Source organism: Streptomyces sp. LS1784 (genome assembly GCF_020103755.1).
Lineage (GTDB): Bacteria > Actinomycetota > Actinomycetes > Streptomycetales > Streptomycetaceae > Kitasatospora.
In genome coordinates, this window is sequence record NZ_JAHSQD010000116.1 from 1 (window position 1) to 18,832 (window position 18,832).

General features: G+C 72.5%; 16 protein-coding genes and 2 pseudogenes. 15 read left to right on the forward strand and 3 right to left on the reverse strand.

Annotated elements, in window-relative coordinates; translation table 11 throughout:
- Nucleotides 1-316: 316 nt before the first annotated feature.
- The 5 genes from KS423_RS16285 to KS423_RS16305 all read left to right on the forward strand — a co-directional run bounded on the left by KS423_RS16285 (nucleotide 317) and on the right by KS423_RS16305 (nucleotide 4,994).
- Nucleotides 317-448 (forward strand): hypothetical protein, encoded by a 132-nt coding sequence (locus KS423_RS16285; RefSeq protein WP_374119963.1) that lies wholly within the window; start codon nucleotides 317-319, stop codon nucleotides 446-448.
- Between the two features lie 84 nt (nucleotides 449-532).
- Nucleotides 533-1,606, forward strand: coding sequence for a redox-regulated ATPase YchF (gene ychF, locus KS423_RS16290; protein ID WP_224279905.1), 1,074 nt, complete (start codon nucleotides 533-535; stop codon nucleotides 1,604-1,606).
- A gap of 367 nt (nucleotides 1,607-1,973) precedes the next feature.
- Entirely contained in the window at nucleotides 1,974-3,107 is a 1,134-nt protein-coding gene (locus tag KS423_RS16295; RefSeq protein WP_224279906.1) for a sensor histidine kinase, read from the forward strand.
- Between the two features lie 36 nt (nucleotides 3,108-3,143).
- Nucleotides 3,144-3,914 carry a hypothetical protein gene (locus KS423_RS16300; protein WP_224279907.1) on the forward strand — a complete coding sequence of 257 codons (771 nt, stop codon included), beginning with the start codon at nucleotides 3,144-3,146 and terminating at the stop codon, nucleotides 3,912-3,914.
- Nucleotides 3,915-4,022: 108 nt separating this feature from the next.
- Nucleotides 4,023-4,994, forward strand: coding sequence for a winged helix-turn-helix domain-containing protein (locus KS423_RS16305; protein WP_224279908.1), 972 nt, complete (start codon nucleotides 4,023-4,025; stop codon nucleotides 4,992-4,994).
- Between the two features lie 222 nt (nucleotides 4,995-5,216).
- Here the strand turns inward: KS423_RS16305 and KS423_RS16310 are convergent, their stop codons facing one another.
- Nucleotides 5,217-5,873 carry a response regulator gene (locus tag KS423_RS16310; protein WP_374119964.1) on the reverse strand — a complete coding sequence of 219 codons (657 nt, stop codon included), beginning with the start codon at nucleotides 5,871-5,873 and terminating at the stop codon, nucleotides 5,217-5,219.
- 360 nt (nucleotides 5,874-6,233) lie between these two features.
- Between KS423_RS16310 and lanKC the strand changes: the two genes are divergently transcribed.
- From lanKC to KS423_RS16350, 8 genes are all read left to right on the forward strand, one after another.
- On the forward strand, nucleotides 6,234-8,831 hold the full coding sequence (gene lanKC, locus KS423_RS16315; protein WP_224279910.1) for a class III lanthionine synthetase LanKC: 2,598 nt from the start codon (nucleotides 6,234-6,236) through the stop codon (nucleotides 8,829-8,831).
- The gene (locus KS423_RS16320; protein WP_194252494.1) at nucleotides 8,825-8,914 is read left to right on the forward strand and encodes a class III lanthipeptide; all 90 of its coding nucleotides are present in this window, start codon (nucleotides 8,825-8,827) and stop codon (nucleotides 8,912-8,914) included. Before lanKC ends, KS423_RS16320 begins: the two co-directional genes overlap by 7 nt.
- 59 nt (nucleotides 8,915-8,973) lie before the next feature.
- Nucleotides 8,974-9,063 carry a class III lanthipeptide gene (locus tag KS423_RS16325; protein ID WP_224279911.1) on the forward strand — a complete coding sequence of 30 codons (90 nt, stop codon included), beginning with the start codon at nucleotides 8,974-8,976 and terminating at the stop codon, nucleotides 9,061-9,063.
- A 54-nt stretch (nucleotides 9,064-9,117) separates the two neighbouring features.
- Nucleotides 9,118-9,207, forward strand: a complete 90-nt coding sequence (locus tag KS423_RS16330; RefSeq protein ID WP_194252494.1) for a class III lanthipeptide — start codon at nucleotides 9,118-9,120, stop codon at nucleotides 9,205-9,207.
- Nucleotides 9,208-9,467: 260 nt separating this feature from the next.
- On the forward strand, nucleotides 9,468-11,411 hold the full coding sequence (locus tag KS423_RS16335; RefSeq protein WP_224279912.1) for an FtsX-like permease family protein: 1,944 nt from the start codon (nucleotides 9,468-9,470) through the stop codon (nucleotides 11,409-11,411).
- The gene (locus tag KS423_RS16340) at nucleotides 11,408-12,679 is read left to right on the forward strand and encodes an MFS transporter (RefSeq protein ID WP_224279913.1); all 1,272 of its coding nucleotides are present in this window, start codon (nucleotides 11,408-11,410) and stop codon (nucleotides 12,677-12,679) included. The genes KS423_RS16335 and KS423_RS16340 overlap by 4 nt, the downstream gene beginning before the upstream one ends.
- Nucleotides 12,672-14,669, forward strand: coding sequence for a prolyl oligopeptidase family serine peptidase (locus KS423_RS16345; protein WP_224279914.1), 1,998 nt, complete (start codon nucleotides 12,672-12,674; stop codon nucleotides 14,667-14,669). The genes KS423_RS16340 and KS423_RS16345 overlap by 8 nt, the downstream gene beginning before the upstream one ends.
- On the forward strand, nucleotides 14,666-15,460 hold the full coding sequence (locus KS423_RS16350; protein ID WP_224279916.1) for an ABC transporter ATP-binding protein: 795 nt from the start codon (nucleotides 14,666-14,668) through the stop codon (nucleotides 15,458-15,460). The genes KS423_RS16345 and KS423_RS16350 overlap by 4 nt, the downstream gene beginning before the upstream one ends.
- Before the next feature lie 152 nt (nucleotides 15,461-15,612).
- Here KS423_RS16350 and KS423_RS16355 read toward each other — a convergent pair whose 3' ends face one another.
- Together KS423_RS16355 and KS423_RS16360 are read right to left on the reverse strand one after the other, a co-directional pair.
- On the reverse strand, nucleotides 15,613-16,275 hold the full coding sequence (locus tag KS423_RS16355; protein ID WP_224279918.1) for an HAD-IA family hydrolase: 663 nt from the start codon (nucleotides 16,273-16,275) through the stop codon (nucleotides 15,613-15,615).
- A 76-nt stretch (nucleotides 16,276-16,351) separates the two neighbouring features.
- Nucleotides 16,352-17,493 (reverse strand): annotated as a pseudogene (locus KS423_RS16360) (dihydrofolate reductase family protein).
- 162 nt (nucleotides 17,494-17,655) lie between these two features.
- Between KS423_RS16360 and KS423_RS16365 the strand changes: the two are divergent.
- Both KS423_RS16365 and KS423_RS16370 read left to right on the forward strand, forming a co-directional pair.
- Nucleotides 17,656-18,474: a methyltransferase domain-containing protein gene (locus KS423_RS16365; RefSeq protein ID WP_224279920.1), complete on the forward strand. Its 819-nt coding sequence runs from the start codon at nucleotides 17,656-17,658 to the stop codon at nucleotides 18,472-18,474.
- Between the two features lie 148 nt (nucleotides 18,475-18,622).
- Nucleotides 18,623-18,832: pseudogene (locus KS423_RS16370) on the forward strand (hypothetical protein); the annotation flags it as partial.

Sequence of the window (18,832 nt, forward strand, 5' to 3'; positions counted from 1 at the left end):
CCGGCCGCCGGGCGCTGCCGGGAGCCCGGGGCTCCGGCGCTCTCGGGAGGCCGGCCTGGACCGGGGACGGTGGCTGCGGCCGCGCCGGTCGGCGGACGGCGTCTGGGCCCTGGCGGCTGGGTACGGATGCTCTGCTCCACCCGCCCAACGTACGGTCCGATCATCGCCACACTGTGTAATGGACCGTTCAGGTCTTGCCCCGTGTCTTCGGACGGAGTGGTGATGTGATCGTCACTCAGGTGCGCTGACCTGCCCGGCCGAGTCGACGCACGACGATCACCGGATCTGTTTGCGGGTCTCTTCACGGGGGAACAGCATGACCGATTTCACGTCCGAACGCTTCGACCACGTCCGGCTCGACATCCCGGCCGGTCCCGAGGACGGGTGCCGCGCGTTCCGCTCCGGCGTGCTCGGCACGGCCGAGCCGCCGAAGCCGCCGGTGCCGTGAGGCAGGGCGGGGGCTGCCCGTAGACTTGGGGGTCGGCCCGTACGGTGCCGACCCAACTCCTCCAAGCCCACGGGACTGCGCTTCATGTCGCTCACGATCGGAATCGTCGGCCTGCCGAACGTCGGCAAGTCGACCCTGTTCAACGCCCTGACCAAGAACGACGTGCTGGCGGCCAACTACCCGTTCGCCACCATCGAGCCGAACGTCGGCGTGGTCGGCGTCCCGGACGAGCGGCTGGCCAAGCTCGCCGAGATCTTCGGCTCCCAGCGCATCCTCCCGGCCACCGTCGACTTCGTCGACATCGCCGGCATCGTGCGCGGCGCCAGCGAGGGCGAGGGTCTGGGCAACAAGTTCCTCGCCAACATCCGCGAGTCGGACGCGATCTGCCAGGTCGTGCGCGCCTTCACCGACCCGGACGTGGTGCACGTGGACGGCAAGGTGTCGCCCAAGGACGACATCGAGACCATCCACACCGAGCTGATCCTGGCCGACCTCCAGACCATCGAGAAGGTCCTGCCGCGGCTCCAGAAGGAGGCGCGCCTCAAGAAGGACACCGCCCCCGTGCTGGCCGCCGCCGAGGCCGCGCAGGCGATCCTGGAGACCGGCAAGACCCTCTTCGAGGCCGGCTTCGACACCACCCCGATCCGCGACCTCCACCTGCTGACCGCCAAGCCCTTCCTCTACGTCTTCAACGTGGACGAGGCCGAGCTGGCCGACGAGGACTTCAAGAACGCCCAGCGCGAGCTGGTCGCCCCGGCCGAGGCGATCTTCCTGAACGCCAAGATCGAGTCCGAGCTGATCGAGCTGGACGACGCCGAGGCCCTGGAGCTCCTCCAGTCCATGGGCCAGGAGGAGCCCGGCCTCGCCACCCTCGCCCGGGTCGGCTTCGACACCCTCGGCCTCCAGACCTACCTGACGGCCGGCCCCAAGGAAGCCCGCGCCTGGACCATCAAGAAGGGCGCCACCGCCCCCGAGGCGGCCGGAGTCATCCACACCGACTTCCAGAAGGGCTTCATCAAGGCCGAGGTGATCTCCTTCGCCGACCTGGTCGAGACCGGCTCCATCGCCGACGCCCGCTCCAAGGGCAAGGCCCGCATCGAGGGCAAGGAGTACGTCATGCAGGACGGCGACGTGGTGGAGTTCCGCTTCAACGTCTGACCGGAACCGCGAACCGCCCCGTTCCTGTGAGGCGGACTGCGCGGAAGGGGCGACCGGGTACCGGCGGCCCCTTCCGCGCGCCCGCGCGTCGTGCCGGTGGAACCACGCGAAGCGACGTTTTCACCGGCACGGTCAAGTCGCGGCCACTAGCCTTCTCCTGGTGACGAGGCAGACGCGTGATGACGGTCGGCAGTGGGCGTGGTTACGCGGGGTCCTGTGCGTGGTGCTCGTCGCCGCGACGGTGACCATCGCCCTGCTCACCACCCGCTCCGTCGGGCCGCTCATCAGCGTGTCCGGTGCGGCCGGCATCGTCTCGGCCCTGGCCCTGGTCGTATGGGGCCCCCACCAGCCGGCGTCCTTGCTCGCCATGGCGCCCGCCGCGGGTGCGGTGTCGCTGCTCGTCACGTTCACCTATCAGGGCCCGGCCCGGTCCGCCGCGGCGAACTGGTGGACGGCGGAGACGCTGGCCCTGATGATTCTCGTGGTCGTGGGGGTGCGTCGGCAGCCCGCGGCGATCGCCACCGCCCTGGCCGCGTTCCTCGCGGCGGCGATCACGCTGTCGCCGCTGCGCATCGCTCTGAACACCGTGCCACCGTCCAGCCGTGGTGAGAGCCTGCAGCTCTGCCTCATCTGGGCGATCCTGGCCATCGTCGCGGTGGGAATCGGCTTGTACCTGAGAGGGCTCGACGCCCGTAACCGGGCGGCCCTCGCCGCCGAGCGGCGAACCGAACGCATGAATCTGGCACGGGACCTGCACGACTACGCGGCCCACGACGTCACCGCGGTCGTCGTCCTGGTGGAAGCCGCGCAGGTGCTGGCCAAGGAGGACCCCCAGCAGGCGCTGGAGCTTCTGTCCGAGATCGGTGCTGCCGGTGCCCAGGCACTCAAGGCGATGGACCACACGGTCCAGCTGCTCGCCGAGGTCCCGGCGGCCGAGGAGCGCAGGCGCGCCCTTGAGGCTGTCCGGCGGCCGGAGCTGACCGCCGGGAACGATGCCGCGCAGGAGTCGGGCGCGGTCCCGCGGCAGTCCGACGCGCCCAGGCGGGACCTGAGCGAACTGGCCTCCCTGGTGGCGAGGTTCAACCGTACGGGCGCGCCCAAGGCCGTACTGGACGTGCCGGAGGAGGCCGCGGCGCGCATTCCGCACGAGGCCAGCAGGCTGGGGTACCGGGTGATCGTGGAGGCGCTCACCAACGTGCGGCGGCACGCGGCCACCGCGTCCCGGGTGGTGATCGGGATACGCTGCGCGACCTCCGCGGGCTCGCCGGAGCTGCATGTCACCGTCGTCGACGACGCACCCGGCCCCGGCGCCGGGCTCGCGGTGGAACGCCCGACCGGGACCGGTGGAACCGGCATCAGCAGTCTCTCCGAGCGCGCAGGGGAACTGGGGGGAGCGCTCACCGCCGGCCCGCACCACCCGTGCGGGTGGCGGGTCGCGCTGGTGTTGCCGCTGGACAGTACAAGCGAGGAATCGGGACCGCACAATCTGCCGAACGGCTGATACCGCTGGGAGCGCTCGCTTGAAACGCTGGTGAGCATGTCTGAGCGAACGGGGGGACGAATCGTTTTGGCGTTGCTGGTCACGGGTGCCGTGGTAGCGCTTCTGAGCGTACGTGTGCTGGATGACCTTGATGCCTCGCCCCGGAACGATCACCGCCTGTTCGCGTTCACGGGCACACGCCTTGCCGTCGTGCTGAGTGGAGACGGCCGCGTGCGGTTGCAGCACGGGCCCGGAGACTCCCTCGCGGTCTCCAGGGAGCTGGCCGGCTCGGCCGCCAAGGCCGGGCACTCCTCCTGGGAGCTGACGGGCAGCACGCTCCGCCTTGCCGCCGAGTGCACCGGCATCCCCGTCAACTGCCGTGTGGACTACGTGGTCCAGATCCCCGCCGGGACCGAGGTGACCGTGACGTCTCCGGGATCCGTGACCGCGGTGGGCATGTGCTGTCCGGCCTGGATCTCCACTCGGACGGGAGACATCACGGTCGAGGGATCGCTCGGACCGCTCCGTCTCAGTTCGGAGAGCGGACGGATCGGCGTGCGTGAAGCCCGATCCGCCGACGTCGTGGCCTCCACGCGAAGAGCGCCGGTCTCCCTTTCCTTCGCCGCCGTGCCGAGTCAGGTCGTCGTCGACTCCGACGTCGGGGACATTTCGGTGGAGCTGCCGGACCCGCCTGCGCCCTACCACGTATCAGCCTCAGGGAAGGACGGAGGCGACGTGCAGGTGGAGCTCCGGGACGTGCCATCGGCCGAGCGCTCGATCAGAGCCCGGACGCGCGAAGGCGCCGTCCGGATCCTCAAGCGCAAGTAGGCCGCTGGAGAACCGACGGTTGATCGGCGCAAGTGCGACCTGCCCACCCCGCCACGTGCGCTTCTCGACGAAGAGCACTTTTCCTCCCCCCATAGGAGTGCTTTCCTCATGTTCCGCATCGTTCTGACCACGGCCGATCTGGCGCGAATCAGAATCGGCGAGTCGGAGACCCCGGCCATCGAGAACGTCTTCGCCTTCGAGGCGTTCCGGGAAGAACAGGAAGAAGGGTTTCACCCATGGCGTCGAAGCGTGCACCGACATCTCGCCCAGCGCGACCCTCGAACAGGGCGCGTCGGGCAGCTGATGCGATACGAGGCCGACTCCGAGCAGCTGATTGAGCTCTGTAGCGGCACGGAGCGCTCAGGGACGGCGTTCCGTGCGGAAATGAGTACGTCCCAGCTGCAGGTCCTGGCGGCCATGCGTGACTTCTTCCGCCTGGCCGTCGCGCCCCACTGGAGTTCGGTCCGGACGCACCTGGACGCGGCCCGCGACACCATGCGCGACATCATGTGCCGCGATGGTGTGGAGGTGCTGCTGGACAGTCTCGGGCCCGGCATCCGGTGGAGCGCGCCCGCTCTGGAGATCTCGGGATTCAAGTCCGGCGAACTGCACCTGTGCGGGGAGGGGCTCGTCCTGTCACCCTCCCTGTTCCTTGCGCGACCCGGCCATGTCGTGGTGCCCGGTTCACGGTCGAACGGCAAGGAGGCGCCGCAGCTGTTCTTCCCGGACCGGCCGCACAGCGACGAACTCGTCCATCTGCTGGGAGGGACTGCCGACGGACGGGTCGACAGGCAGCCCGGACAGCTGGAGAGCCTGGCAGCACTGATGGGCCGGACTCGGGCCGCCGCGCTGCAGGCGCTCAAGGAGGGCTGCACGAACACCGAGCTGGCGGAACGGCTGGGTGTGTCGAGTGCCGCGGTCAGCCAGCACACTGCCGTTCTGCGCGCCGCCGGCCTGATCTCCACCAGGCGGAACCGCAGCCATGCCATCCATACGGTCACCCGGCTCGGCCACCAACTGCTGCGCGGGCACGGGCCGGGGGCGCAGTGGGTGGTCCCCGCCGCACTGGCGATGGCGTAGCCGACTCCGGTGTGACGGGAGCCGGGCGAGGACTCGTCGGGGTCGGCCACGGGCGGTGACAGCATGGTGCCATGCTGTCGGATCCCGGGTTCCGCCGGTATCGGCCATTCGGCAGATCGTGTCCCGGATCGTCCGAGCCGGCCCGCCACGGCCGGGGCGCGTTCCACGCGCGCCCCGGCCGTGGCGGCCGCTCCGGCCATGTGCGGCGCCCCGGCGGTCGGACTACGGTTCCGCCAACAGCCCGGACTCCCAGACCCAGGCGGCGATCCCCACCCGGTTCTGGACTCCCAACTTCTTCTGCAGCCGGGCCAGATGGGTCTTGACCGTGCCCATCGAGATGAAGAGCTCCGCACCGATGTCGGAGTTGGTGAGCCCTTCCGCGACGAGGCGGGCGACCTCCTCCTCGCGCACGGTCAGCGGTTCGCTGGGCTGCCGGACGGTGCGGCGCTCGTGGCGCAGACGGCTCAGCAGTCGCGTGGTGATCTCCGGGCTGATCATGGAATCGCCCGACGCCGCCGCCCGGACCGCCTCCACGAGCACGGCGGAGCGGGACCGCTTGAGGAGGAACCCGCAGGCTCCTTCCCGCAGGGCCGTGTGGACGTACTCGTCGAGGTCGAACGTGGTCACGACGACGACGCGGACCTCGGGGACGGTCCGGACGACCTCCCGCGTGAGCTCCAGGCCGTCCATCTCCGGCATGCGAATGTCCGCGAGCAGCACGTTCGGAACGAGGGATCGTACGACCTCCAGTGCGGCCACGCCGTTCCCCGCCTCGCCGACGACCTGCATGTCGGGCTGGGCTTCGAGGATCCGGCGGAAGCCCATTCGTATGCTGGCTTGGTCATCGGCCAGCACAATGCGCGTTCTCATGCCGTTCATCGTGCCATGCCGAATATGGATGAGCGGGGGCTGTTTTCCGGTCACCCGGGGATCCATTTCGGTCAGGGCCGCATCGGCGGAACCCGGCGTTCGACTTGTGCGAACGAGGTGCCGAGTGCGGTGCCCGCGGCCCGCTGGAGTGTCGCGTTCGGCAGCGTGCGGACGGCGCCTTCCGGAGGGTTGTTGTCCGCTTAAGTTCTGGCTTTGCCGCATTGCCAACGGGTGGGGCTCGGGAGAGGATCGCTCGTGTCGACAGGGCAGCGGCCGCGAATCGGGAAACTCGTTTCGATTACTCGGCTGTTCTTTCGACTCGCATTGTCGAAGCGTATCCGGAGCACCCTCCATGAAAGGGGAAGGCGAATGGACCCGAGGTATGAGGCGTTCACCATCGCCGACCCCGTCTGGTACGAACCGTTGGACCGTTGCGCGGACTCCAGGTCCCGTTTCTCCCTGTCCGACGGCGATGTCCCCGAGGGCTGGCGACGGATCGAGGAAGGCGTCTGGGAGTTCCTGGTTCCGGCCGACGCCGGCAAACTGCCCGAGCAGGGCTGGAAGATCCACGTCAGCGCCACCCCGGAGGCCGCGGAGCGGACCATCGAGTCGGCTTGGGAGGTGTGCCGCCGGCTCCGGCTCCCCTGGAAGTTCCTGCGCAGCCGGCACATCGTCACCGCGATGAACACCAAGTACGCGCACCGGGCCAGCAGCGGCAAGACCGTGACCGTGTACCCGCGTACCGAGGGCGAGCTGCGCGAGGCCCTTGAGGAGCTCGACAAGGTCCTGCGCGGGCGTCCCGGGCCGTACGTGCTGTCCGACCACCGGTGGAACGAGGGGCCGGTCTCCGTGCGCTACGGAGCCTTCGCCCTGATGTGGTGCGAACTCGCGGACGGCACCAGGGTGCCGGCGCTGCGCGACCCCGACCGGCGTCTCGTGCCGGACCACCGGCGCCCGGCGTTCAGCCTGCCCGACTGGGCTCCGGTGCCGGACTTCCTGGCCGAGCACCTGGCCGCCGACAACGGCATGGCCGGGGACGGAACGCTCGGTGGATACCGGGTCCTCAAGGCGCTGCACTTCTCCAACGGAGGAGGCGTCTACCTCGCCGAGGCCGGCGACGGCCGGCAGGTCGTCCTCAAGGAGGCCCGGCCGCACGCAGGGCTCGACGGAAGCGGCGCCGATGCCGTGGACCGGCTGCGCACCGAGGAATCGGTCCTCGCGAAACTGAGTCATCTCCCGTTCGTCCCCCGGCAGTACGAGTCCTTCACCGTGTGGGAGCACCGCTACCTGGCGATGGAGTACGTCGAGGGCGAGGCGTTCAACACCTGGCTGGGCCGGGACTACCCGCTCACCCGCTACCGGCCGTCGGACCGGGCCCGCGAGGACTTCGCCGCGCTCGCCGTCGACCGGCTCCGACAGGTCGAGTCGCACGTGACGGCGATGCACGAAGCCGGCCTCGCCTTCGGCGACCTGCACCACCGCAACATCCTGATCCGGCCCGACGGAACCGTCGCACTGGTGGACTTCGAACTGGCCATGCCGGTCGACTCCGTGCGCACGCTCACCCTCGGAGCCCCCGGATTCACCGACCCCACGATCACCGACCCGCGAGAGGCCGACCTGTTCGCCCTGGGCTGCTGCCAGCTGGCGGCCTTCGCTCCGCTCACCGTGCTGACCCTGCGCAACCCGGCCGTGGTCGCGCCGCTGATCGAGCTGGCCACCACCTCGTTCCCGACGCTGCCACCGGAGTTCGTGCGGCAGATGCTGGAACGGCTCGCGCTGTCGCCCGCCCTGCGGCCGCATCTGCCGGCTGCCGGGTCGGCTCCGGTCGGGGTGGCGGCGTCGACCGCGCCGTCCACGGCCGCGTTGCTCCGCGGCATTTCCGACGCGGCCGATCCCGGCCGTACCGACCGGCTCTTTCCCGGTGACGTCGCCGGACACCGCCCGGGTGCCCCGCTCGGTCTCGCGTACGGCGCACCGGGAGTCCTCCTGGCCCAACTGGCCGCCGGCGCCGAGCCGTCCGCCGAGCACGTGGAGTGGCTGGCGAGGAGCGCGAGCCGTGCTCCGTCCGACGGCGCCCGAGGGCTCTACGACGGACTCGCCGGTTCCGCGTGGCTCCTGCACAGGCAGGGCCACGCGCAGGCGGCGAACCTCATCGACCGGCTCCTGGACGGACCGCTCCCGGCGTCACCCGGGCTGTTCGGCGGGCTGACGGGCATCGCGCACCTGTTCCTGGACGCGGACCTGAAGGACGAAGGCATCCGCCTGGCCGAGCGTGTCCGTGAACTGGTGGGCAGGCCGGGGTTGTTGGACCGCCCCGGACTGATGAACGGCTGGTCGGGCCCCGCCGTGCTCTTCGCGCGCTGCGCCCGGGCCACCGGTGACGTCGAATGGGCGCAGGCCGCCGAACGGGCGGTGCGATGCGATCTGCGCTTCGCACGCGACCTGGACGGCATGCTCCAGATGCACAGCTCCAACCGCCTGCTGCCCTACCTGGCCGAGGGCTCCGGCGGTGTCGCCCTGGCGGCGCTGGCGCTGCCCGCGGCGCAGGCCGAAGCGGTGAACGCCGACGCGATCGTGGCGGGCGCCGTGAGCGCCGGTGCGGTTCGACTCGTTGTCCAGGGAGGGTTGTTCAGTGGTCGCGCCGGACTCGCATACGTGCTCTCCCATGCCCTCCTGCGTCTACCCGACCGGCGAGGCGAGCTCGACGACCACCTCCGGGCCCTGGCTCTCCACGTCGCGCCGCACGACGGCGCCCAGGTGCTGCACGGAGATCAACTGGTCCGTCTTTCGACGGACCTGGCGACCGGCTCCGCCGGCGCGATCATCGCGCTGAAAGCCGCCCAGACTCCCGGTAGCTGCCTGCTCCCCGGCGGCCACTCCACCCAGGAGTGGCCCCCGGCCGGAAGGACCGCCACCGGTGACCCGACCGGACTCGACAGGGAAGGAGGTGACTTCGCATGCTGAACGTTCTCGCTCTGCAGGAGCTCGACGAGGAGATCGTCGTCGACGCCCCGATCAGCACCATCAGCCTGGGTGGCTGCCACTGATCCGACGTCGCGTCGGAACTGTGCGGCTCGGTCCGGACAAGGGGAGGAGGTGACTTCACATGCTGAACGTTCTCGCTCTGCAGGAGCTGGACGAGGAGATCGTGGTCGAGGCCCCGATCAGCACCGCGAGCTTCGTCGTGTGCCACTGAGGCACCGGTGACGTCCGCCGTGAACCCCGGAAGACATCGAGGAGGTGACTTCGCATGCTGAACGTTCTCGCTCTGCAGGAGCTCGACGAGGAGATCGTCGTCGACGCCCCGATCAGCACCATCAGCCTGGGTGGCTGCCACTGATCCGACGTCGCGTCGGAACTGTGCGGCTCGGTCCGGACAAGGGGAGGAGGTGACTTCACATGCTGAACGTTCTCGCTCTGCAGGAGCTGGACGAGGAGATCGTGGTCGAGGCCCCGATCAGCACCGCGAGCATCATCGTGTGCCACTGAGGCACTGATAATTGAGCAAGACCCGCTCCAAAGAAGCGAGTTCGGGGAGGCCGCGGTCAGTGCGGCCTCCCCGGCTCCTTCCAGCTTACGCTCCGATGGAGGACAGCAAACGTGTCCGCGCCTTCCAGCCCTCTCGCCGGTTCGACGAGCATGCGCCGACTGTTCGCCGCCGAGGTCCGGGCCTATCCCGGCAGAGTGGCGGGCGCGGCCCTGGCATGCGCCGTGACGGCCGCCGGACTGGGCGCCAGCGCACTGCTCTTCATCGGGGCCAGCCTCCCGGAGTACCCGAAGGACTCCGCGGCCTGGGCCGCCGCACAGGATGCGCGGAACCTCCTGTCACTCCTGATGTCCATGCTGCTGATGTGCGCGGTGATGGTCATCGGATCCACCGTCTCCCTGTGGACGGGGCAACGGCTCTCCCAGTTCGCCGTGCTGCGCGCCCTGGGAGTCAGCGCGAACCGGTTGCGTGGTCTCGTCGCCTTCGACGTCGCGCGGCTCGGCCTGGTGTCGGCGGCGGTGGGCGCGGCCGTGGGCATGGTTCCGCTGGCGGAACTCGGCCGGAGCATTCTCCTCGACCGCCGGCTGTTCCCGACCGAGGCCTCGCTTCCCGCCGCGGACCAGACGGTGTGGACGGCGGTGGCCGTCTGCCTCACCACGGCGGGGGTGGGGGTGCTCGCAGCTCTGGCGAGCGTGCTCGCCGCGGGACGAGTCAGCCCCGGCACCCTGCTGCGGGACGCGGAGCTGTCCGTGGCCTCCTCCCGGAGCACGGCGCGCCTGGTGACCGGCCTCGTGCTGCTGGTGACCATGTGTGCCCCGCTGCTGTTCGTCATGGCGTTCATGGACCTGCCGGCGACGCTTCGCGCCGCGATGGCCCCCGGCGTCGCGCTCGTGGTGATCCCCGTACTGGCCGTGCTGGCCCCCTGGATCGTGCCGCCGCTCGTCCGTCCGGCCACCGTGGTGATGCGCCTGCTCGACCGTCGGGTGGGCCGCATCGCGGCCGTGGGCCTGCGGGCCACACCCGCGCGGACGACGGCGATGGCGGTGCCGGTGCTCCTGTCGGTGGGCATCGCGGTGTCGCTGCTCGGGGCCGGGGCCACCATGGGGCAGGCGAAGCACCGGCAGGCCGAGGAGGGCCTGCGCGCGGTGGCGGTCGTCACGGCCGAACCCGGGGCCCGGCTCCCGGTCGCGGCGCCCGCGGTCTCCGACGGGAGGGCGGTCCCGCTGGTGGCGACCGAGGTCACGGCTCCGCCCACCTGGTACGACAACCAGCCGGTGGCCACCGGCGCGTGGGGGGTCGACGGCGGCCCCCTGGCCGAGGTCCTGGACCTCAAGGTGCGGGAAGGCCGCATCTCCGACGTGCGGCAGGGCACCTTCGCCGCCGGTGCCATGCAGACCGACGGGCACCACTGGCGCCTGGGCCAGGAGGTGAGGTTCGCCATGGCGGACGGCTCCTCGCAGACGCTGACCCTGGCTGCCGTCTACGAACGGGACCTGGCCTTCCCGGAGTTGGTGATCCCGCGGTCGACGGCACTGGAACACACGCCGTCCGCCTACGCCGACCGGATCCTGCTCACCGGCGCGGCGGACAGCTGGCCGCGCGCGCAGGGCCAGAAGGTCGCCTCCCGCGCCGACCACCTCGCCGAACTCAGCCCGCGCAACGCCGCCGACGACCTGGCCTCCCGGCTCATCGTGGCCATCGTCGCGGGCTATGCGCTGCTGGCCGCCGCCAACACCAGCTCCCTCGCCCAGCGCGACCGGCGGGCGCAACGAGCGCACCTGCGGGCCCTGGGCCTCGGTCGGTTCCAGATGCTGCGCTGCGTGGTGTACGAGGCCGCGGGGGCGACGGTCGTCGGTGTGGCCCTTGCCGCCGTCACGGCGATCGCCTGCCTGGTCCCCCTGGCCCTGGTCCTGGGCACCGGTGCGATGCCGGCCTTCGACGTCCCCTGGACCCTGGGCGTGACCGTTGCCGCGGCGCTGGCGGTGGCCGTCCCCTCGACCATGACGGCGCATCCGATGTCCGACGTCCAACGGCAGTTCGCGAGGAGGATGACATGAGCGGGGCGTCGACAGCACGGGCGCACGACCCGAAGCGAGGCCTGGGCTGGAAGTTCTGGCTGCTGTTCTTCGGTGAGTCGTCCTCCGCCGTGGGCACGGCGGCCTCGGTCATCGCCCTCCCCGTGATCTCCTTCCAGCACAGCGGAGACGTCCGGCAGGCCGGGTTCATCAGTACCGCGATGTCCCTGGGCATCGTGCTCGCCCGACTGCCGGCCGGCGTGCTCGCCGACCGCTATGAGCGCAGAACCCTGTTGCTCGGCTGCAACGCGGCGGGCGCTCTGGTGCTCGGAGCCCTCGCCGTCCTCGAAACATCGGATGCGGCCCCGCTGGGGGTGCTCGTCCTGGCCGCGTTCCTGCTCGGCACCGTGGGCAGCACGCTGGCGCCCGCGGAGAACGTCGCCGTACGGAACTTCGTGGACGCCGACCTGCTGCCCCGCGCCCTGGCGCTGATCCAGAGCCGGATGGCCGTCGCGATGATCGCCGGGCCCCTGGTGGGCGGGGCCCTGCTCAAGGTCGACGCGGCCTGGGTGTTCGCCGCCGACTCCGCGACGTACCTGGCAGCCGCGGGCTGTGCCCTCCTGCTGCCGTCGGGCGCGGGGCCCACGGTCACCGCCGACCAGACCCCGCTGGAGGCGACCCTCACCGGGCTGCGCTTCCTGTGGCGGTCCCCGTTCCTGCGGTACGCGGCACTCAACGCGACCGTCCTCAACCTCGTCTTCAACGGCCTCCTGATCGTCATCATCGCGTCCGCCGAAGGATCCGGGGCCGGTGAGCTGGGCGTCGGGGTGCAGACCGCCGCCATGGGGGCGGGCGCACTGATCGGGTCCCTGGCCGCCGCGCCCGTGGCCCGGCGGCTTCCTCCCGGGCCCGGCGTCGCCGGTGCCACCGGCGTGGTCGCCGCGGCACTCCTGGGCTTCGCCACGGTGCACAGCACCTGGGGGGCCGCCCTGCTGCTCGCGGTCGCCACGGCGGCGGGCCCGGTGATCACCGTGGTCATCGCCGCCACTCAGGTGCGCATCACCCCGCCCGAACTCCAGGGCCGGGTGTACAGCGGCAGCGGCTTCCTCTCCCAGGCCGTCGCCCCGCTCGGCCCGATCCTCGCGGGAGCGTGCTCCCACGCCTTCGGCCTGACCGCCACGCTGACCGGCGCCGCGGTCGTCGTGCTGCTCCTCGCGGTGACCGGCGCTTCCATCGCGGCGCGCCCCGCCCGGACCGTCGACACCCGGGTTCCGTCCGAGGAGGAGTTCGTGGAGGTGCCGCGTGGCTGATCCGTACCGCTGGCTGGAGGACACCGAGTCCGTACGTGCGCGGACCTGGCTGGCCGGCCAGCGCGCCCTGCTGGAACGGCACACGGATCACCACCGGGACGCCGTGGCCGCCTGGGAGCGGTCGCTCGGTGCGATCGAGGCGGCCGCGACCGGTCGTCCGCTCAGCCCGAACGCCGAGGCCGGAGGCGCGCTCTTCAGCCATGAACTCACCGAGCAGGGAAGTGAGTTACTGCGCGTGACGGAGCCGGGCGGGCGGCATCGGGTGCTCCTCGAAATCGGTGACCGCACATCGGTGGGCCGGCTGGCCGGGTGGCAGCCCGACCCCGGCGGGCGGATGGTCGTGGCACAGCTCCACCGTGACGGCCATGAGAACGGCGGACTCCACCTCGTGTCCGTCGCGCCGGGGACGGAGGCGCGCCACCTGCCCGATGCCGCACCGCACCCGGCCGTCGCGTTCACCGGCTCCTTCCTGCTGTACAGCGCCGGCTCCCGCACCGAGCACACGCTGCGGGTCCACGGCATCGAGGACGGCACCACCCGCTCCGTATCCAGCCCCGTGCCCGGTCCGGTGCGGATGTCCCTGCACACGGGCCCCGGAGGGCACGTGCTCCTGCGCACGCGGACACCCGACGGGGCGCCCGCCCGCTGGTGGTGCACGAACTGGGACGGCCGGTCCGCGCCGGACTGGCACCCGCTGCCGCTGGAGGGCCTGGACATCAGCGCGTACGCCCTGGGCACGGACGCCCTGTACGTCGCCGTGCGGGGGAAGACCGTGGCCGTCCTGGACCTCGCTGCCGTCGCCCGGGGGGCCGCGGCCCCTCCCCGTCCGCTCGCGGACACCTCGGGCAGCAGCGTCCGGGCCCTGCGCGTGCTGGGGCCGGGGCGCTCCCCGCACCTGGCGGTCCTGCGCCGGACCGGCACCACTCGCCGACTCGACATCCTGCGAGCGGATCGGGCCGTCACGGGCGGGGAGGCGGACGAACACGGCTTCAGGTGGCCTGCGCGACTGAGCCTCGGCCCCGCCGGCTACGACGGCGACGGCCGGCTCACCGGTGCGGTCTGGCTGCTCGCCGACGACCCCCGCCACGGCGCCCTGAGCCACCGCGTCACCCCGGGCGCCGCGGCCCCCGCCACGGACCGCCGCTCCGCACTGCGCACCGTCATCGCCGCCGGCCACGACGGCACCGACGTCCCGGTGACCGTCTGCGACCCTTCGCCGGACGCCGTCGGCAGCCCGCTGCCCACGCTGGTCACGGTCTACGGGGGTTTCGGCGTCCCGCTGGAACCGTCCTGGGACCCGCTCTTCGCCGGGTGGCTCTCCGCCGGTGGACGCGTCGCCTGGGTGCACGCCCGGGGCGGCGGGGAGTTCGGAGCGCAGTGGGCGGCGGCCGGGCGCGGGCCGGGCAAGTCCGACACCGTGGACGACCTGCGCGCGGGGGTCCTGGCCCTCGTCACGTCCGGCGAGGCGCAACCCGACACGATCGCCGGGCTCGCCGCCAGCAACGGAGGCCTGGTCCTGGCCGCCGCGATGACCCGTTCCCCCGACCTCTTCGCCGCGGTCGCCTGCGCCGCCCCGCTGACCGACATGGCGCGCTACGACCAGGGCGGCCTCGGCAAGCTCTGGCGCGAGGAGTACGGAGACCCGGCCGACCCCGGTGCCCGGGAAGCCCTGCTGTCCTACTCCCCGTACCACCACGTACGAGACGGCGTCCGCTACCCGGCCGCGCTCCTCATCAGCGGGGGGAACGACGCCCGGGTCCGGCCCTGGCACGCGTGGAAACTCTGCGCGGCCCTGCAGAGCGCCACCACGGCGGACGCCCCGGTCCTCCTCGACCACCAGGAGGACACCGGGCACTACGGACGGGCGGCCGACGCCGCGAGGACCCTGTGCGCCCGGGTCCTGTGCCTGCTCGCCTCCCGCACCGGACTGCACGTTCCCGGAGGTCTTCGGCCTCCGGCACCTGAACCACCCTTGAGGAGCCCCGCATGACCTCGGCCCAGTTGCCCCACCACGCGGTCCGACAGCCGCACGGCCTGCCGCCCGCCGCCTCCACCGTGGAGCTGACCAAGGTGCACGGCACCGGCGCACGCCGGGTCACCGCTCTCGACCGGGTCTCCGTCGAGTTCCGGCAGGGCCAGTTCACCGCCATCATGGGGCCGTCCGGATCAGGCAAGTCCACGTTGATGCAGTGCCTGGCCGGCCTGGACTCGCCCACCTCGGGCTCGGCCAGGATCGGCACGATGGAGCTGTCACGCCTCTCGGACCGGCACCTGACCCGGCTGCGCCGCGAGCGGATCGGCTTCATCTTCCAGGCGTTCCACCTCCTGCCCACCCTCACGGTGGCGGAGAACATCACGCTGCCTCTGGGCATCGCGGGACGCCGCCCCGACCGGCAGTGGCTCGAAGAGGTCGTCACCGTCCTCGGCCTCTCGGACCGGCTCGGCCACCGGCCGGGAGAACTCTCCGGCGGGCAACAGCAACGCGTCGCGTGCGCACGGGCGTTGGCGGGGCGCCCGGAGATCGTCTTCGCCGACGAGCCGACCGGCAATCTCGACACCCGTACGGGCGCCGAAGTCCTCTCCCTGCTCGGCCAGTTGGTCCGGGAGATGGGCCAGACGATCGTGATGGTCACGCACGACCCGGCCGCCGCGGCGTACGCGGACCGTGTGGTCTTCCTCGCCGACGGCCGCATCGTCGACGACCTCTGGCAGCCCGGAACGGGGAAACTCCTGGAGCGCATGAACCGGTTCGACGGCCCGCGGGGACCTCGGGGCCGCTGAGCCCACTGCCGGAGCATGCCGCCGCGCCCGGCCGCTGCGGGGCCCGGCCGGGTGCGCCCGGACGCTGCGGACGGACTCGACTTGCCGGGCGTCTGCACGGACCGCCCGGGCCCGTGCCTGGCGCGGGCCCGGGCGGTCCGGTGTTCCGGGGGTCAGCCCATGGTGACGGTGAGCAGGCCGTCGGGGGCGGCGGTGACGGTGACGGCGGTGAGGGTGTCGGCGTGGGCGTCCGGCTGGTGGGGGAGGGCGCGCGGGCCGATGCCGATGACGCGGGTGCCGGCGGCCCTGGCGGCGGCGATGCCGGCGCCGGAGTCCTCGAAGGCGAGGCAGTCGGTGGGGGCGAAGCCGAGGGTGGCGGCGCCCTTGAGGAAGCCCTCGGGGTCGGGCTTGCTGGCGCCCACGGACTCGGCGGTGACCAGGACGGGCGGCAGCGGGAGGTCGGCGGCGGCCATCCGGACCCGGGCGAGCGCCTGGTCGGCGGAGGTGACCAGGGCGTGCGGGACGCCGGCCAGCGAGGCGAGGAAGGCGGCGGCTCCGGGCACCGGGACGACGCCCTCGGTGTCGGCGCGCTCCTTGTCGAGCATCCGCGCGTTGTCGGCCAGGTTGAGCTCGACCGGGCGCTCGGGCAGCAGGGCGGCCATGGTGGCGTGGCCCTGGCGGCCGTGCGCGACGGCGAGCACCTCGGCGGGGTCGAGGCCGTGCTGCTCGGCCCAGTGGCTCCACCAGCGCTCGATCACGGCGTCGGAGTTGACCAGGGTGCCGTCCATGTCCAGGAGGACGGCGCGGGCGGTCAGCCGGACGGGGGTGGCGGGCATGGGACGGCTCCTCGGTGGGTGCGGCGGCGGGCGGGCCGGAGAACGCGAGCTCTTTGTTTCTGGATGATACAAAAGATCAGTCGAGCAGGTGGGCGTTGACCGCGCGGGCCTCCTCGGCCAGCTCCGGCAGCTCCACCACCTCGACCCCGGCCGCCGCCAGCAGTGCGGTGCCCTGGCAGTCGGAGACGAACAGGTCCGGCTCGCGCCAGGCGACCACCACCCGCGGCACGCCCGCCGCGACGAGCAGCCGGGCGCACGGCACCGGCCGTGAGGCGCGCTGCCCGCAGGGCTCCAGCGAGCTGTAGACGGTCGCCCCGCGCAGCCGCGGGTCGCCCGCCGGGAGCTTGGCCAGGGCCGCCTCCTCGGCGTGGTCGTGCGGGTCCGCCTCCCGGCTGTAGCCCTCCGCCAGCACCGCGCCGTCGGCGCCGACGATCACCGCGCCGACCGAGAAGGCCGTCTCGGAGGGCGGGCAGCAGCGGGAGAGTTCGACGGCCCGGCGCAGGTGGTCGAGGTCGGTGGACGCGGACTGGGTCACGGCGCGGGCTCCTTCGGGGCGTACCTGAGCAGGACGACGTCGCCCACGGTACGTGCCCCCAGCAGCCGCATCCGCCGGGCCGGGCCGCCCGGGAACGCGGCCGGGCGGACGAACCGGGGCGCCTCGGCCTGGCCGACCAGCAGTGGGGCGACGGCCAGTTGGAGCTCGTCCGCCAGGCCTCCGGCCAGGAACTGGGTGTGCACGCCCCCGCCGCCCTCGACCATCAGCCGGCGCACCCCGCGGGCGCCCAGGTCGTCCAGCACCGCCCCGAGGTCCACCGCGCCGCCCAGCGCGACCACCTCGGCCAGCCCGTCCAGCCGGGGGCGCAGCACCGCCGCTCCGGCGTCCGTGGTGTAGGCGAGCCTGTCGCCGCCGGTGTGCCAGAACCGCAGGCCGGCGTCGAGCTCGCCGCTCGCGCTGAGCGTCACCTTCAGCGGGTACTCGGGCCGGCCGGCCGCCAACCGGGCGGTGCGGCGTCCGGGGTCGTTGACCAGCAGTCGGGGGTTGTCGGCACGCAGCGTGTTGCCGCCGACCAGGATCGCGTCGGCGGCGGCGCGCTCCTCGTCGACCCGGTCGAAGTCGGCGGCGTTGGAGAGCAGCAGCCGGTCGGGGGAGGCGTCGTCGAGGTGGCCGTCGAGCGAGACGGCGGCGCTCAGCAGGACGTAGGGGCGCGGGCCGGGCATGGGCGGGGACCGTTCTGTCGGGGGCGCCTCCACGGTACGGCGGCCGGGTGCGCCCCGGGCCCGCCATGGTCGGAATGTGAGACGCATCTTCTCGGGATTCGGGACGGCGAGTAGCGTCGGGGCGTCGCGGAGCACCGCGCCGACCACACCCAGGGGGACCTCATGACCGGACCGCAGCCCGCCGCCGTCTACACCCACGGCCACCAGGAGGCCGTGCTGCGCTCGCACCGCTCCCGCACGGCCGCCGACTCGGCCGGCTACCTGCTGCCCGAACTGCGGCCCGGGCAGGCCCTGCTGGACGTCGGCTGCGGGCCCGGCACGATCACCGCGGACCTGGCCGGGCTGGTCGGCCCGCAGGGGCGGGTGGTCGCGGTGGACACCTCCGCCGAGGTGCTGGAACAGGCCGCCGGGTACGTCGCCGGGCGGGGCCTGTCCCATGTCGTGTTCGAGCGCGCCGACGTGCACCGACTGCCCTACCGGGACGGCGAGTTCGACGTGGTGCACGCCCACCAGGTGCTCCAGCACGTGGCCGACCCGGTGGCCGCGCTGCGCGAGCTGCGGCGGGTGACGGCGCCGGGCGGCGTGGTCGCGGTCCGGGACGTGGACTACGCCTCGATGACCTGGTTCCCGCAGGTGCCCGCGCTGGACCGGTGGCTGGAGCTGTACCGGCGGACCGCCCGCGCCAACGGCGGCGAGCCGGACTCCGGGCGGCGACTGCTGTCCTGGGCCCGCGCGGCCGGCTTCACCGAGGTCACCGCGAGCGCCACCACCTGGACGTACGCGACGCCCGAGCGGCGCGCCTGGTGGGGCGGGATGTGGGCGGACCGGGTCACGGGCACCGCGCTGGGCCGGACGGCGGTCGAGCTGGGCTTCGCGGACCGGGACGAGCTGGGGCGGATCGCGGACGGCTGGCGGGAGTGGAGCGCTGCCGGGGACGGCTGGTTCTCGATGCTGCACGGCGAGGTCCTGGCCCGCGGCTGAGCCGGCGGAGGGCGGGTCGGGCAGGGCGGGCAGGCGTTCGGAAAGATCGGGTAAAGTCGCGCGACCGTTCAGATCGGGTCCGTTCGGGTCCGAGCCATGGTGCCGAGCGCCGAGCCGATGCCCGTTCCGGCGGGTTGGGGGAGTCCACGTGTCCAAGCCTGAGTCCGAGCTGCCCGCCTCGCGGCCGCAGTCGCCCGCGGCTGCGGGGGCCGGCGCGGACGCGGGGACGGAGACGGACACGGGTGCGGACCCGGCGCAGACGCCGACGGTCGGCCAGGACCCCCGGGTGGGCTTCCGCAAGGACACCGCCGAGCCCGCGCGGCCCGCCGCAGCCGGCTCGGAGCCGACCGGCTCGGAG